10 protein-coding genes are annotated in these 14,986 nt (G+C 69.2%); 4 read left to right on the top strand and 6 right to left on the bottom strand.

What is annotated here, in order from left to right:
* Nucleotides 1-89: 89 nt before the first annotated feature.
* Complete coding sequence (locus LRA98_RS10510; protein ID WP_201172034.1) at nucleotides 90-1,289, top strand: aminotransferase class I/II-fold pyridoxal phosphate-dependent enzyme; 1,200 nt, start codon at nucleotides 90-92, stop codon at nucleotides 1,287-1,289.
* 62 nt (nucleotides 1,290-1,351) lie between these two features.
* Here the strand turns inward: LRA98_RS10510 and sufT are convergent, their stop codons facing one another.
* Nucleotides 1,352-1,903, bottom strand: a complete 552-nt coding sequence (sufT, locus tag LRA98_RS10505; protein ID WP_201172022.1) for a putative Fe-S cluster assembly protein SufT — start codon at nucleotides 1,901-1,903, stop codon at nucleotides 1,352-1,354.
* Nucleotides 1,904-2,043: 140 nt separating this feature from the next.
* On the opposite strand from sufT, the gene LRA98_RS10500 reads away from it, so the two are divergent.
* The gene (locus LRA98_RS10500) at nucleotides 2,044-2,799 is read left to right on the top strand and encodes a DUF3429 family protein (protein WP_201172020.1); all 756 of its coding nucleotides are present in this window, start codon (nucleotides 2,044-2,046) and stop codon (nucleotides 2,797-2,799) included.
* A gap of 18 nt (nucleotides 2,800-2,817) precedes the next feature.
* Here LRA98_RS10500 and LRA98_RS10495 read toward each other — a convergent pair whose 3' ends face one another.
* A complete protein-coding gene (locus LRA98_RS10495; RefSeq protein ID WP_201172018.1) occupies nucleotides 2,818-4,377 on the bottom strand; it encodes a bifunctional GNAT family N-acetyltransferase/carbon-nitrogen hydrolase family protein in 1,560 nt (519 codons plus the stop codon).
* A gap of 85 nt (nucleotides 4,378-4,462) precedes the next feature.
* Between LRA98_RS10495 and tamA the strand changes: the two genes are divergently transcribed.
* Both tamA and LRA98_RS10485 read left to right on the top strand, forming a co-directional pair.
* Nucleotides 4,463-6,199, top strand: coding sequence for an autotransporter assembly complex protein TamA (gene tamA, locus LRA98_RS10490; protein WP_238632816.1), 1,737 nt, complete (start codon nucleotides 4,463-4,465; stop codon nucleotides 6,197-6,199).
* The gene (locus tag LRA98_RS10485; protein WP_238632805.1) at nucleotides 6,196-9,720 is read left to right on the top strand and encodes a translocation/assembly module TamB domain-containing protein; all 3,525 of its coding nucleotides are present in this window, start codon (nucleotides 6,196-6,198) and stop codon (nucleotides 9,718-9,720) included. The genes tamA and LRA98_RS10485 overlap by 4 nt, the downstream gene beginning before the upstream one ends.
* A 15-nt stretch (nucleotides 9,721-9,735) precedes the next feature.
* Here the strand turns inward: LRA98_RS10485 and LRA98_RS10480 are convergent, their stop codons facing one another.
* The 4 genes from LRA98_RS10480 to LRA98_RS10465 form a co-directional block, all read right to left on the bottom strand.
* Entirely contained in the window at nucleotides 9,736-11,496 is a 1,761-nt protein-coding gene (locus LRA98_RS10480; RefSeq protein ID WP_201172010.1) for a SulP family inorganic anion transporter, read from the bottom strand.
* Nucleotides 11,486-12,751 (bottom strand): YeeE/YedE family protein, encoded by a 1,266-nt coding sequence (locus LRA98_RS10475; protein WP_238632803.1) that lies wholly within the window; start codon nucleotides 12,749-12,751, stop codon nucleotides 11,486-11,488. Before LRA98_RS10475 ends, LRA98_RS10480 begins: the two co-directional genes overlap by 11 nt.
* A gap of 174 nt (nucleotides 12,752-12,925) precedes the next feature.
* Nucleotides 12,926-13,582 (bottom strand): response regulator, encoded by a 657-nt coding sequence (locus LRA98_RS10470; RefSeq protein WP_201172005.1) that lies wholly within the window; start codon nucleotides 13,580-13,582, stop codon nucleotides 12,926-12,928.
* Nucleotides 13,560-14,986: GAF domain-containing sensor histidine kinase (locus tag LRA98_RS10465; protein WP_238640838.1), on the bottom strand; the 1,427-nt coding region annotated here is incomplete at its 5' end. The genes LRA98_RS10470 and LRA98_RS10465, both read right to left, overlap by 23 nt.

The following is a 14,986-nucleotide window of genomic DNA, read 5'->3' as shown; positions in this document are numbered from 1 at the left end:
CTGGAAAGGATGACACTTTGCAGTCAGGGGCGAGTGGCGAAGCAGCCGCCACCCGCGAGTCCAGTGCGAGGAAACGCAGGGAGCGTGCCGTGGCCTATCCCGACGATATCGATCCCGACGACGAGCGCGAGCCGGTATGGAGCCCTTCGATCCGGGCCCTGCCCATCCCCGGCATCCGCAAGATGGTGAACATGGCGGCCGAGATGGACGACGTGATCCACCTGTCCATCGGCCAGCCCGATTTCCCCATGCCGGAGCACGTGGTCGAGGCGCATATCCAGGCCCTGCGCGACGGCAAGACCGGCTACACCATGGATGCCGGCCTGCCGCAGATGCTCGAGGCCGTGGCGGAGTACTACAGCGAGCGCTACGATCGCCCGCTGGCCCCGGAGAACGTGCTCATCACCACCGGCGCCACCGAGGCGATGTACCTGGCGATCGCCGCCACGGCGGCGCCGGGGCGGCAGTTCCTCGTCCCGGATCCGACCTTCCCCCTCTACGCCCCCCTGATCCGCATGAACGGCGCGGAGGTCAAGCCGATCCCCACCCGGGCGGAGCACGGTCATCAGATCGATCCGCAGGAGGTGATCGACAACATCGGCATGCGCACCTTCGGCATCATCCTCAACTCGCCGAGCAACCCCACCGGCACGGTCTACCCGCGGGAGACCGTCGAGGCCATCGTCCAGGAGGCCGCCTACCGCGGGGTCTACGTCTTCAGTGACGAGGTCTACGATCACCTGGTGCTCGACGAGATGGAGTATCCGAGTGTGCTGCGCTGCACCTCGGACCTAGACCACGTCATGGCGGTCTCCAGCCTGTCGAAGACCTTCAGCATGGCCGGTCTGCGCATCGGTTGGCTGATCTCCAGCCAGGGGGCGATCAAGAAGCTCCAGCGCTTCCACATCTTCACCACCACGGTCGCCAACACGCCGGCCCAGTGGGCCGGGGTTGCCGCCCTCAAGGGGGGGATGGCGTGCGTCGACGAGATGCTCGACGCTTACCGTCAGCGTCGTGACCGCATTGTGGAGCTGGTCAGCAACACCCCGCATATGACCAGCTATCGGCCGCAGGGGGCGTTCTACATCTTCCCGTCGCTGCCGCCGAACACCGACGCCACCAATCTGGCCACGCGAATGCTCAAAGAGACCGGCGTGTGCGTGGTCCCCGGCGATGCCTTCGGTGACAGCTGCCCGAATTCGCTGCGCATCAGCTACGCGGCCTCCATGGACGATATCGAGCGCGCCTTCGATCGCATCATCCCTTGGATGGAGAAGCAGGGCTTCTGATCGCGGCCGGATGTCCGCGCCGCCGCGGGGGCACGCCCCCGCGGCGGCGCCAGTGTCTGCGACTACATCAGGCCGACCTGCAGCTTGGCGGCCTCGGACATCATCTCCTTGCTCCACGGCGGCGTGAAGACGAGGTTCACCTGGGCCTCGGCGACGGTGGGCACCATCTGCACCTTGACCCGGACGTCGTGGGCGAGGATGTCGCCCATGCCGCAGCCTGGCGCGGTGAGGGTCATGTCGATGTCCACATGGCGCTGCCCGTGCTCGTCCTTGTGGATGTCGCAGCGGTAGATCAGCCCGAGGTCGACCACGTTGACCGGGATCTCCGGGTCGTAGCAGGTGGCCATCTGTTCCCAGATCAGCCGCTCCACGTCCTCGTCGCCGGCGCCTTCCGGGAGTTCCGGGGGCTGGGGTGGTTCCTTGCCGATAGCGTCGGCGTTGGCGCCGTCGATGCGGAACAGGTAGCCCTGCAGGTAGATGGTGTAGCTCCCGCCGAGGGCCTGTGTCAGCACCCCTTCTGCGCCGGCGGGGATGATGCCGGTGTCCCCGGCGGGGATGACCACGGCTTCGCAGTCGCGCTGGAAGGTGATGGGTTCGCCCTTGGGTGCGTACATGGCTCGGATCCCCGGGTTTGCTGAACGGTGTGGCGGACGATTCATGCTAGCAAAAGTGGACTTTCAGAGTCCGCATGTCCGGCGACGGTGCCGCGCCGGATCCCCTACACTGGGGGCGCGATGCAACCGGAGGAGCTGGCATGACAGATGACGGCACGATACGGCAGGGCGGCGGCGATCCCGCATTGGCCCGTGAGCTGAGTTCGGCGACGGTGGTCATCTTCCGCTCGGGGTTGACCGATACCCGTTCGGTGGTGCGGGCGCTGCACCGCAGCGGGGTGGATTACCGGGAGGTCGAGATGCCCATGGGATCGGCGCAGATGCGCGACCGATTCCACCAGCTCCAGGAGATGACCGGCTGGCGGAGCCTGCCCCAGATCTTCGTCCACGGCGCCTTCGTCGGCGGTCCCGATGAGCTCCTCGAGCATCCGGTGGTCGGCGGTGACACCGCAGCGTCGGCACGGGCCGAGCGCCCGGGCCGCGCGCTGGGTTATGCCGGGCTGATCCCGTTCGTGGTCGGCCTGCTGGTGGCCGCCGCCGCTCCCGCGGGGGTCCACGAGCAGGCGGTGGCCGCCACCCTGGCCTACGGCGCCGCCATCCTGGCGTTCCTCGGCGGGGTCCACTGGGGGGTGGCGCTGCTGCGGGACCAGCGCCCCTGGCCGGTCATGACAGTCGGTGTCCTGCCGGCGCTGGTCGGCTGGCTGGGTGCCGGGCTCGGGGTTGTTGCCGCCCCTGCCGCCGGGGCACTGCTGCTGGCCGCCGGGTTCGCCGCCTGGTACGGCTACGAGCGCCTCGCCGATCCGGGGACCGGCTTCCCGCCTTGGTACCGCCAGCTCCGCGGGCGGCTCACCGCCGTGGTCTGCGCTGTACTCGTGCTGCTGGCGCTGATCGCCTGATTTCCGGGGCCGGGCCGATCAGTCCCGGCCCAGCCACTGGATGCGGTAGAGGTCCAGGCGGCGGTCCTTGTAGTTGCGGACGGATCCCTCGTTGCGGATCTCGGTGAGCTTGTCCAGGTCCAGGTCGACGATCAGGGTCATCTCCGTGTTCGGCGTCGTCTCCGCCACGATGGCGTCGTGGGGGAAGGCGAAGTCCGCCGGCGAGAACACGGCCGACTGTGAATACTGGATGTCGATGTTCTCGACCTTGGGCAGGTTGCCGACGGATCCGGTGATCGCCACGTAGCACTCGTTCTCGATGGCCCGGGCCTGGGCGCAGCGGCGCACGCGCAGGTAGCCGGTCTGCGTGTCCACCCAGTACGGCACGAAGAGGATGCGCGCCCCTTTCTGGTTGAGGATTCGCGGCAGTTCCGGGAACTCGGAGTCGTAGCAGACCAGGATGCCGATCTTGCCGATGTCGGTCTCGAAGACCTTGAGCTCGTCGCCGCCGCGCACGCCCCAGTAGGAGCGTTCGTCGGGGGTGATGTGCAGCTTGTGCTGCTCGTCGGTGGTGCCGTCGCGCCGGCACAGGTAGGAGACGTTGTAGAGCGACTGCTCCTGGTAGACCGGCATCGAGCCGGCGATGATGTTGATGTTGTAGGAGACGGCCAGACGCGACATCTCATCGACGATCTCGTCGGTGTACTGCGCCAGTCCGCGGATGGCCTCGGCCGGGTTCTCCTGGTTGAACAATGACAGCAACGGGCCGTTGAAGAACTCCGGGAACAGGGCGAAATCGGCGTTGTAGCCGGCCAGGGCGTCCACGAAGAACTCGACTTGGTCGATCAGTTCATCGACCGAGCTCATCGGGCGCATCTGCCACTGCACGGTGCCAACCCGGACCACGGCCTTGCGCCGCGTGATCAGCGGCTGCTCCTTGGGCTCGTAGAAGATGTTGTTCCACTGCACCAGGGTGGCGTAGGCGTGCGAGTCGCGGTCCGACGGCAGGTAGTCGGTGATGATCCGCCGCACGTGGAAGTCGTTGGCGAGCTGGAAGGAGAGGATCGGATCGTGGATCTCGCGGCGCTTGACCAGCTCGATGTACTCCTCGGGCGACATCTCGTCGGCGTGCCGGGTGTAGCCGGGAATGCGCCCGCCGGCGACGATGCCGCGCAGGTTCAGGCGCCGGCACAGCTCCTTGCGCGCGTCGTAGAGCCGACGGCCGAGGCGCATGGCGCGGTACTCCGGATCGACGAAGATGTCCACGCCGTAGAGGACGTCGCCGTTGGGGTCGTGGGTGGTCAGGTAGCCCCCGCCGGTGATCTCCTCGTAGGTGTGCTTGTCGCCGAAACGGCCGTAGTCCACGATGAGCGTGATGGCGCCGGCAACCACACGACCATTGTCCTCGATGCAGATCTGCCCCTCCGGGAAGCGGTTGATCTGCGCGGCGAACTGCTCCCGGGACCACGCCCCGTCCATATCGGGATACACTTGGTCCATGATGCGCGCGACATCGTCATAGTCCTCGAGGACCATGTTGCGCAGGCGCAGGTGGTGCTCATCCTGTTCCGTCCGTTCCGTTTCCGGCTCTTCTTGCATGGACCTCGTGATCCCCTCTTCTGATCGGCCAAGGCGCTCCCGGGGGGGCGCGGCCCCCGAGTATACAAGCCTGTGCCGGCCCTTGGTGACCCCCCCGGTCTGGCTGCCGGTCGTGCTCTTGCTGATCCTGCTGGCACTGCCCGGGCGTACGGCCCAAGCCGGGGTGGAGGTGGTCATCGAGGGGGTCAGCGGCGAGTTGGCCGATCAGGTGCGCGGCCATATCGGCGAACCGGCATCCGCCGACCCCGCGGTTGTTGCCGCCTTCCGCCGGCGGGCCCCGGAGCGGGCCGAGCGCGGACTGCAGGCCGTGGGCTATTACGACTCGCAGGTCCAGGTGCGTCGCGAGCGGATCGACGAAGAGCAGGTGCGGCTGACCGTGCTGGTGGATCCGGGTGAGCCGGTCCGCCTGAGCCGTGTGCACGTGCTAATCACCGGGCCGGCGGGGACGGATCCGGCCCTCGCCGGGATCGAGCAGCGGCTCGGCCTCGCCGAGGGGGATGTCCTCCACCACGGGCGCTACGAGGCGGCGCGCCGGGCGATCCAGAACCTCGCGCTGGATCGGGGGTACTTCGATGGCCGCTACGTCACCCGCCGGGTCGAGGTGGACCCGGAGGCCCGCGAGGCCGAGGTGATCCTGCATTACCACAGCGGCATACGGTACCGCTTCGGAGTGGTGCAGTTCGCCGAAGCCCCCCTGGCCGAAGAGTTCCTGCAGCGCCTGGTCCCCTTCGAGCGCGGCGAGCCGTACACCGCCGAGCAGGTGGCGGCCTTCAACCGCCAGCTGCTCGACAGCGGCTATTTCTCCGACGTGCGCGTTCGCCCGCAGCGCGATGGCACGGACGAGGGCGAGGTGCCGGTAGACGTGGACCTCTCGACCCGGGCCCGGCATGAGATCACCACCGGGGTGGGCTACACCACGGACCTCGGTGCCCGGATTCGTCTGGGTTGGCGTCGGCCCTGGGTTAACCAGTGGGGTCACTCCCTGGCGGTGGAAAGCGAGATCGCCCAGCGCCGGCAGAACCTGAGCGGCACCTATACGGTGCCGCTGCGCGACCCCCTGCGCACCCAGCTGGAATACCAGCTTGGGGTCCAGGCCCAGGACGTGGCGGACATCGATACCGAGCAGATCACCGCCTCCGTTCAGCACCGGCATCGGCTGGAGAGTGGCTGGCAGCAGGTCCTGTCCCTGCGCGCCCAGCGCGAGCGATACCGCATCGATGACGACCGGCGCACGACGCAGCTCTACATCCCGGGCGTCAGCTGGAGCCGGGTGCGCAGCCGCGGCGGGCTCGATCCGCGCTGGGGCGACCGGCAGCTGCTGGCCCTGGAGGTGGCGGACCCCGATCTGGCCTCGGACATTGAGCTGCGCCGTGTGCGTGCCGCCACCCGCTGGGTGCGCACGCTGGGCGAGCGGCACCGTTTCCTCGTCCGTGGTGAAGTCGGTGCGCTGGCCACGGATTCATTCGCGGATGTACCGCCGTCGCTGCGCTTTTACGCCGGTGGTGATCAGAGCGTGCGCGGCTACAAGTACCAGACGCTGGGGCCGGAGGAGGACGGCACGGTGATCGGCGGGCGTTACCTGGCCGTAGGCAGTGTCGAATACGGTTACCAGCTTACGCCCAACTGGCGCCCGGCGGTCTTTCTCGACAGCGGCAATGCCTACGCCGACTGGGACGACCTCGGCAGCGAAGCGAAAACCGGGGCCGGTTTCGGCATCCGCTGGTCGTCGCCGGTGGGGCCGGTCCGTCTCGATCTCGCCTCGACGGTGGGGGAGGCGGATGACTCCTGGCGTCTCCACTTTTCCATGGGGTCGGACCTGTGATCACTCTGCGTCGCCTGTTCAAGCTTTCCGGCACGATCCTTCTGGCGGTGCTCGGCCTGCTTTTGCTGGCGCTTGCCTGGCTGCTGATGACCACCTCGGGGGCGCGCCTGGCCGCCGCCGTGGCCGAGTCGGTGGAGCCGCGGCTGGAGCTGCGGGTCACCGGCGGCAACCTCGCGCGGGGCGTTGAAGTGGCGGACGTGGGCTGGCGCGATGAACGGGTCGACGTCGCCGTGACGAGCGCGGCCCTGGTCTGGCAGCCGCAGCGCCTGCTTGCCGGTGAGGCGCGGGTCGATTCCCTGCGGGTCAGTGGGGTCGAGGTGACCGTGGCCGAGGGAGAGGAGCCGCCGGTCCAAGCCGACCCGGAGGCCCGGGACGAGCCGCTGACCCTGCCCCGCATCGAGCTGCCCCTCGCCGTCGACGTCGAGAAACTGCTGGTCGAGCAGGTGACCCTGACCTTCGGTGATGCCCCGGCGCAGCGGATCAAGCGTCTGGAGACCGCGTGGACGGCTTTCGGCACCGAGTGGCGCATCCATCGGTTGCTGGTCGAGCGGGACGACGCCCGGGTGGAGCTGGAGGGCTCGCTGCATACCGCCGAGAGCTATCCGCTGTCCCTGTTTGTGCGCGGCACGGCGGCAGCCCCCGGGCTGCCGGAACGTCTCCGTTTCGCCTCGCGGTTCGGCGGCAGCGTGGCGGCGTTGCGGGTGACCAGCACCCTGGCTGGGCCGGTCAGCGGCGCGATCGATCTGGATATCCAGCCGCTCGATCCGCAGCTGCCTCTGCGGATCGAGACCGAGGATCTGGATGGCGGCTGGCCCCTGGATACCCGGGGGGTCGTGGCCGCCGAAGGGCTGAACCTGACTGCCGAGGGGGATCTCGACGGCCTGCGCGGCACCCTGGACACCGATCTGACCGGTGAGCACGTGCCCCGCGGGTACTGGCGCAGCCGGTTCGAGGTTGATGCCGAGGGGGCGCGTCTTACCGATTTGCGGGGTGAGCTGCTCGGCGGCGAGCTCGAAGGGCAGGCGCGGCTCGGCTGGGACGCCGACGGGGTGCGTTGGGACGTGACCGCCGAGGCCGTCGCCTTGGATCCGTCGCTGGAATGGCCGCAGGCCCCGCAAGGGGTGAGCGGACCGCTCAGCGTCCGCGGTCAGGCCGGCGGGGAGGGGTGGGCGTTGACCATCGATACCCCCGGCCTGAGTGGCGAGCTGCACGGGCGCGCGGTGGCCGTCCGCGGCCGTGGCGAGCACACCCTGGACGAGGTCTGGCGCCTGAGCGGCATCGAGGCGCGGGTCGATGGTGGGGAGGTCTTGCTGGACGGTGCCCTGGCGGAGACCTGGGACGTAGAGCTACGCGCCCGGCTGTCTGATCTCGGCGCGCTGGACGAGCGTCTGGGCGGCGCCCTGGAGGCCCATGCACGGGTGCGCGGCGCCCCCGGCGCCCTGGATATCGAAAGTGCCGGCCGTGGGCGCGGGCTGCGCTACGACGCCTACCACATCGATGCCCTGGACTGGCAGGCCGATGTCCCGGCGCTGGCGCAGCAGCCGGGCGATGCCGTCGTGCAGGCCCGAGGTATCGAGCTGCCCCAGGGGGGAGTCGACGAACTCGAGATGCGCGCCACCGGCAGCCGCGCCGCCCACCACTTAGGGGTGCGCCTGCACGCCCCCGAGGGGCAGGGCCACCTGGGGGTGGCCGGGGGCTGGCAACCGGAATTCGGGTGGAGTGGTCTGCTCGTGGACGCCGGCGGCGAGTTCCGCGACCACCGGGTTCGCCTGGATGCTCCCTTCCCGATGCGCTATGCCGACGAGGAGCTTGAACTTGGGGCGCAGTGCTGGCGTTACCGGGACGCGCGCCTGCAGCTGCCCGACGGTGTGCGCGCTGGCCCCGAGGGGGCCGACCTGCGATTCCTCCTCGAGGGCTTCGACCTGGCCTGGGTAGAGCCTTGGCTCCCCGCCGGGGTCGACTGGGAGGGCGGCCTGTCCGGGGACGGCGCGGTCCGCTGGACCCCGGAGGAGGGTGTGGACGCCCGGGTCCGGGCGGAAAGCCTCGATGGGCGCCTGGCCCTGACGCTACACGACGAATTCGACGATGGGGATCCGGTGATTCGCGACGTCGACTATCAGCGCCTGGCTGTCCAGGGGCGCTATCGCCCTGACGAGGCGGAGGCCCAGCTCGACTTTGAGGCCGCCGATGCGGGCAATGCGGCGCTCCGGGTCCGCGGCGATCCGCGTGCGGACGGTGAGGCCGTTGCCGGCGAACTGAGGGTCGACGGCCTGCGCGTGGGCTTCTTCCGGCCCCTTGTGCCCGACCTCAGCGAACTGGCCGGTGAGGTCAATGCTCGGGCACAGCTCACCGGTACACGCAGCGATCCGCGATTGGCCGGGCGGGTCGAGCTGCGGGATGGCATCGTAGCGGCGCCGCAGTCCGCCAGCCGTGTGGAGGACTTGGGGCTGTGGGTCGCTTTCGACGGCGATCAGGCCGATATCGGCGGCGGCTTCCGGGTCGGCGACGGCCAGGCGCGGATCCAGGGGGACGCCGCCTGGAACGGGGATGACTGGCGCGTGGACCTGGGCCTGGACGGGGACGAGCTATGGGCGGACGTGCCCCCGTTCGCCGAGTTGGCGGTCAGTCCGCGGCTGAACCTGGCAGTGCGCCCGGGCCAGGTGCGCGTTGGTGGACAGGTGCAGGTGCCGCGGGGCGCCATCGCCATACGCGAGCTTCCGGACCGGGCGGTAGGGCATTCGCGCGATGTGGTGGTGGTTCGCCGCGACGAAGAGGCGCCGGCGCTGACCGACGCCATGCCCGAAGGCTGGCAGGTAGAGGGGGATGTGGAGCTGGCCCTCGGCGATGCGGTCACCCTTGCCGCCTTCGGGGTGCGCGGGCGCCTCGGCGGGGCCTTGCGTGTGCTCCAGCAGCCGGATGGATCCACCGAGGCTTACGGCGAGCTGCGCGTCGAGGATGGCGAGTACCGTGCCTACGGGCAGCGCTTGGCCATCCGGCGGGGGCTGGTGCTGTTTGCTGGTCCGCTGGATCGGCCGCAGCTCGATATCGAGGCTGTGCGGCGGATCGAGCGTGACCGGGTAACGGCCGGCATCCGCGTCGGCGGCTTTGCTGACGAGCCCCAGGTCACGCTGTTCAGCGAGCCGACCATGTCCCAGGAGAACGCCCTGTCCTACCTGATCCGGGGGCGGCCGATGGGGGCCGAGGGCCCCGGGACCGACGAAATGCTCGCCTCGGCGGCCCTGGCCCTCGGGCTTTACGGTGGCGCCGGCGTGGTCACCGCGGCGGCCGAGCAGGTGGGTATACGCGATTTCGACATCGACACTGCCGGCGAGGGCGAGGACGCCCAAGTGGTGCTCTCCGGGTACATCACTCCGCGGCTCTACGTCGCGTACGGGGTGGCCGTGTTCAGCCCGGTGAATACCGTGACCCTGCGCTACTACCTGACCTGGCAGCTTTACCTCGAGGCGGTCAGCGGTGAGGATAGCGGCCTCGACCTGATGTACCGTTTCGATATCGACTGAGGTGACGGGGCGCCATCAGACTGCGGCGCCCCGTTGCGGTGCCAGGGGGCACCGGGCTGGATCGAAGGTCGGGTCATCGATCCGCTGGTGGATGGCCTCGATGGCGTCGTCCTCGTGGCGGAAGATGTTCTCCGCGCCGATCTCGGTCTCCAGCCCGGCGCGCTGCATCACCTCCCGGACCTGAAGCTTGACCCCGGCCAGCACCAGGGTCACGCCATTGTCGTCAAGCCGCTCCCGCAGCCCGTGCAGGCTCTCCACCCCGGAGGAGTCGATGGAGGTGATGCCGTCGGCGACGAGCAGCAGGAAGCGCGCCTGCGGGTGCTCGTTGTTGATCTGCAGCACCGTGTCCTCTAGGTGGCCGACATTGGCGAAATAGAGTGGCCCGTCGAAGCGCAGCGCGGCGATGTGCTCGCTCTCGGGCAGGTCGAAGAAGCGTGCGTCGCGCAGCGCTCCGTCCTCCGGGTGGCGCGAGAGGATAACCACCCGTGGGCGCATGGTGCGCAGCAGGTAGAGCACGATCGCCAGCCCGGCGCCGAGGAGGATGCCGTAGTCGAGGTGGGGGGCAAAGATCAGGGTCCCGCCGAAGGTCACCAGCGCGGCGATACCGTCATGGCGGTGGGTGTGCCAGGTCTGTACCAGGGCCCGGATGTTCACCAGTCCGATCACCGCCATGATGATGATCGCCGCCAGGATTGCCTCGGGCAGGTGGTGGAGCAGCGGGGTGAGGAAAAGCAGGGTCAGGCCCACCAGCGCCGCCGTGAAGACCGAGGCCAGGCCGCTGCGGGCTCCGCTGTCGTGGTTCACCGCGCTGCGCGAGAACGAGCCGCTGACCGGGAAGGCCTGGAAAACGCTGGCGGTGAGGTTGGACAGCCCCTGGCCGACCAGCTCCTGATTGGGATCGATGCGGTCGCGGGTACGCGTCGCCAGGGCCTTGGCGATGGAGATCGCCTCCATGAAGGCGACCAGGGCGATCACCGCCGCCGTGCCGAGCAGGGTGACCACCAGGTCCCAGCTCAGCTCGGGCAGCGCGGGCGCGGGCAGGCCCTCGGGCACCGTACCCACCACGGCCCCGCCGAGGTCTTCAAACCCCACCAGGTAGCTCACCGGCACGCCGACGGCCACTGCCAGCAGGACGCCGGGGATCCGCGGCAGCCAGCGCCGGGCGGCGAGCATCAGAGCCAGCGCGCCGAGCCCCATAGCCAGCGTGGGCAGATGAGCATTCTCCAGCCGACCGAGGACGTCGGCGAAGGCCACCAGCATTCCGGCGTCGCGGTCCAAGGGAACGCCGAGCAGGTCGTTGACCTGGGACAGGGCGATGACGATGGCAGCGGCGTTGGTGAAGCCCAGGATGACCGGGTGGGCGAGAAAGTTCACCAGAGTGCCCAGGGAGAAGAGTCCGAGCACCAGTTGGATCACGCCGACCAGGAAGGCGAGGGCGATAGCCAGGGTGATGAACTCGCCGCTGCCCGGCTCGGCCAGCGGGGTCAGTGCCGAGGCCGTTAGCAGGGCCACTACAGCGACCGGGCCGGTAGCCAGCTGCGGCGAGGAGCCCCATACGGCTGCGACGATCACCGGCAGGAAGGCAGCGTACAGGCCGTAGTAGGGCGGCATACCGGCCAGCGCCGCATACGCCATGGACTGGGGGATGAGCACCAGCGCCACGGCGATGCCGGCGATCAGGTCGGCCCGGATGCTCGCCGGGGTTGGACGGGGCCACTCGCGACAGGGGATCAGGCGGCGGGCGGGGGCCCACCGCCCGCTGCCGTCAAAGCGCATCGAGTTGCCTCAGCGATGCCGGTAACAGGCGCAGGTCCACCAAGCCGGTGACCAAGGCCTTGCCGAAGGTCGCCTCGTCTTCGTAGAGGAGCTTGTAGTACTGGACCTTCATGGTTAGGGCACTGCCCAGGATCAGTCCGCCCAGGGCCAGAGGTGCGCTCAGGGCCAGAGTGGACATGCCGGTGATGCCCTGGCCGAAGGTGCACCCCATTGCCAGGGGGCCGCCGATGCCCATGAGGACGCCACCGCTGAGGTGGCGGTTGAAGTCCTGGCGGTCGGCGAACCACTCAAAGCGGAAGCTGCGGCTGATCAGGGCCCAAAGGAAAGAGCCGAGGATTACGCCGCCGATGACCATCACGCCCACGGTGACCAGTGCCGGATCGAAGCCGCTGGCGGTGTATTCGGTGCTCTGCACCAGCGGACCAACGAAGTTGACCCCCTGCGGTGCCAGCCAGCGGGTGCTCTCCGGGCGGCCGGTGTCGGTGTCGGGGTGGTGGAAGTCCCAGTCTGTGGCGTAGGTCTGCAGGGTATCCCGCTGACCCATCTCGTCGGCCACGTAGACGTTGCTGGTCACCGTCCAGACCGCGACGATGCAGGCGCCGATGATCAGGGCCCCGGAGACGGCGTTGCGGTCCCGGCGGAAGCCGGTCACCCGCAGCACGGCGTAGAGCAGGGCGCCGCCGATGAACAGGGCCAGGAGCGGCCGCACCCAGTGCCCCGCCTCGCCGGCGATGAGGCTGCCCAGGTCCTGGCCGTGGCTGTGGGACAGGGCCGTCGCCTGGACCCATCCGAAGAGCAGATCGCGCAGCGAGGCGTCGACCAGCGGCAGGGGATTGACCATGAAAAAGGCCACCGTGCCCAGGATCGCGGCCACGAATAGCGACTTGAGGTTGCCGGCGCCGATGCGCACCACGGTCTTGTTGCCGCAGCCGCTGCCCAGGGTCATGCCGATGCCGAAGAGCAGGCCGCCGACGAGGTAGCCGGCCCAGGCGAAGTCGGCGCTGCGATATGGTGGCATGCTCTCGTCGGCATTGATCAGCCCCAGTGGCTCGAGCAGCCCCACGCCGAGGATCGCCACGGCGATGATCAGGATCCACATGCGCATCCGCTGCCAGTCCTGCATGTTCACGATGTCGGAGACGGCGCCCATCGTGCAGAAGTTGCTCTTGTTGACGACGGCACCGAGGACCACCGCGATGGCGAAGACGGTGCCGAGCATCGTCCAGTGCGCTGCGATAAAGGAATCGAAGACCATAACTGTGCGACCCTTCAGCGTCGGTTCAGGAGGGCAGCCCGGCGGCGCCGGGCGGTCTGCGTCTCTGCCCGGCACATTCTTCAGCGTGCAAGCGTTGCCCGGAATATCCCAAACGGGGGACTGCAGTCGCTGAACGGCCCCCCGCGCGGGGGAGAGGGTAGCCGAGGTGGCGTCTCAGGTGGTGGGGCGACGGGTCAGCCCGAAGTCCACGGCCTTGATAGCCGCCTCAACCCGGGAGTGGACGCCGAGCTTGCGCAGCACCGATTTGACATGGAGCTTGACGGTCCCGTCGGAGATTCCCAGGTGCCGGGCGATGACCTTGTTGCTCTCGCCGGCGGCCAGGCGTTCGAGGATGTCCCGTTCCCTCGGGGTGAGGCCGGCGAAGGGGTCCGGCGGGGTGTCGTCGGCTCGCTGATCAGGCGGCTGCCCCAGGGCCCGCGCCAGGGTGTCGGTCAGTTGGGGCGCCACGGCGATCTTACCGTCGGTGGCCTGGTGCAAGGCGGAGATCAGGTAATCGGGGTCGTTGTGTTTGAGCAGGTACCCCTGCGCCCCGGCGCGCAGGCAGTCGAACAAGTCGCGCTCCTCCTCGCTGCCGGTGAGCATCACCACCGGCAGCCCGGGGTGCTGATCGTGGATCCGCCGCAGGACCGTTAGCCCGTCCTGTCCGGGCATGCGCAGATCGAGCAGCACCAGATCGGGTCCGAACGAAGCCACCAGGGCGAGCACGTCGTCCTGGCCGGAGCCGCTCGCGGTGGTCAGCCCCTGGGCGTTGAGCAGCTCCTGCAGCGCGGCGCGGAAGAGCTGATGATCATCGACAAGCAGGATACGCATGGTCGTTGAACCCCGCTTGGTGAAGGCTCTTGGTGGTCCACGTCAGGCGCTGCGGCTGCGGCAGGCGCAGATGGATGGCAGTGCCCTGGCCCGGCTCGCTCTCCACGCTCAGGATCGCCCCCAGGTGCCGGGCGCGCTCGCGCATCCCCCGCAGGCCGTGTCCGCGGGGCTGGGTCGGGTCCGAATCGGGTACCTCGTCCACCACGAAGCCGCCCCCGTCGTCCTCGATCAGCAGGCAGAGGTCACCGCCGGGGGTCTCCAGCTGCAGGCGGACATTGCGGGCGCCGCCGTGGTGCCAGGCGTTGGACAGGGCTTCCTCGACAATGCGGTGGATGTGCAGCTGCTCGCGCTCGCCGAGGGCCAGCTCCGGCCAGCGGTGGATCAGTCGGACCTCGATGCCGCTGTCCCGGCTGAACCGGTTGACCAGTCGGCTCAGGGCCGTCTCCAGCGGCGTGCCCAACGCCTGCGTGCGGAACTGCTGCATCACCGTCCGGACCTGGTCGTTGGTGTGGTCGAGCCGGGTGCGCAGATCCTCCAGCGGGGCGAGCAGGGCCTCGGTGTCGGCTCCGCTGCTGACCCGTTCCTCCAGCTGCCGGACCCGCAGGCGCAGCGTGGCCACCTCCTGGGCGACCGTGTCGTGTAGTTCGTGGGCGAGGAGGTTGCGCTCCTCCTGCAGCGCGCTGTGATGGGTGCGGTACTCTTCGCGGATCCGGGCGATGGCCGCGCCGAGCTGACGGCCGATCCACTCCAGCATGCGCGGCGGGTGCATCCAGCGCTGTGCTTCGTGCGGTTCGAAGTACAGGTTGTAGATGCCAACGCCGTTGCCGCCCGGATCGAGAATCGGTACCGCCAGCATGGCCAGCTGTGGTCGGTTCGGCAGCGGGTTGCAGCCGCTGCGCCGGATGCACTGACGCAGGTCGCCGCGGAACTGCACCGCGGTGCGTTCTCCGGCGATGGCGCAGGGGCAGCCCTCCGCCGGCTGACGACGCTCGGCGTCGATGAAGCCGGCGTTGAGTCCGTTGGCCTCGACCAGGCGCAGATAACCCTGCTCGTCGAAGAGGCGCACGGCGGCCGCGGCGGCCCCCGTCTGCTCGATGAGTCGTGCCAGGCCGTGCTCGAGCAGTTCATCGAGGTCGCGGGCCTGCGCCGCCACTACGCCCAGGGCGCTGAGCAGGTGCAGGGCTTCCTGCTCGGTGGCTGAGGATGCGGAGGCATGCGGCGTATCGGGGTAGTGTGTGGGGGTCGGGAGGGTCCGCAACCGGCGCAGCGGCCGCCAGCGGCTGGAGCCGCCGGGTCCCTCGTGGAATCCATGCCCGTGGGGCTCCCGTGCGTTGGGGGGCTCGATAGTGCGCGCCGCCCGTTGCCGGCGCAGGCCGGTTGGGTCCGCATCTCTCCCGGCGTACA

The organism is Halorhodospira sp. M38 (assembly GCF_022227985.1).
Classification (GTDB): domain Bacteria; phylum Pseudomonadota; class Gammaproteobacteria; order Nitrococcales; family Halorhodospiraceae; genus Halorhodospira; species Halorhodospira halophila_A.
This window is presented reverse-complemented; position numbering and strand designations above follow the sequence as displayed.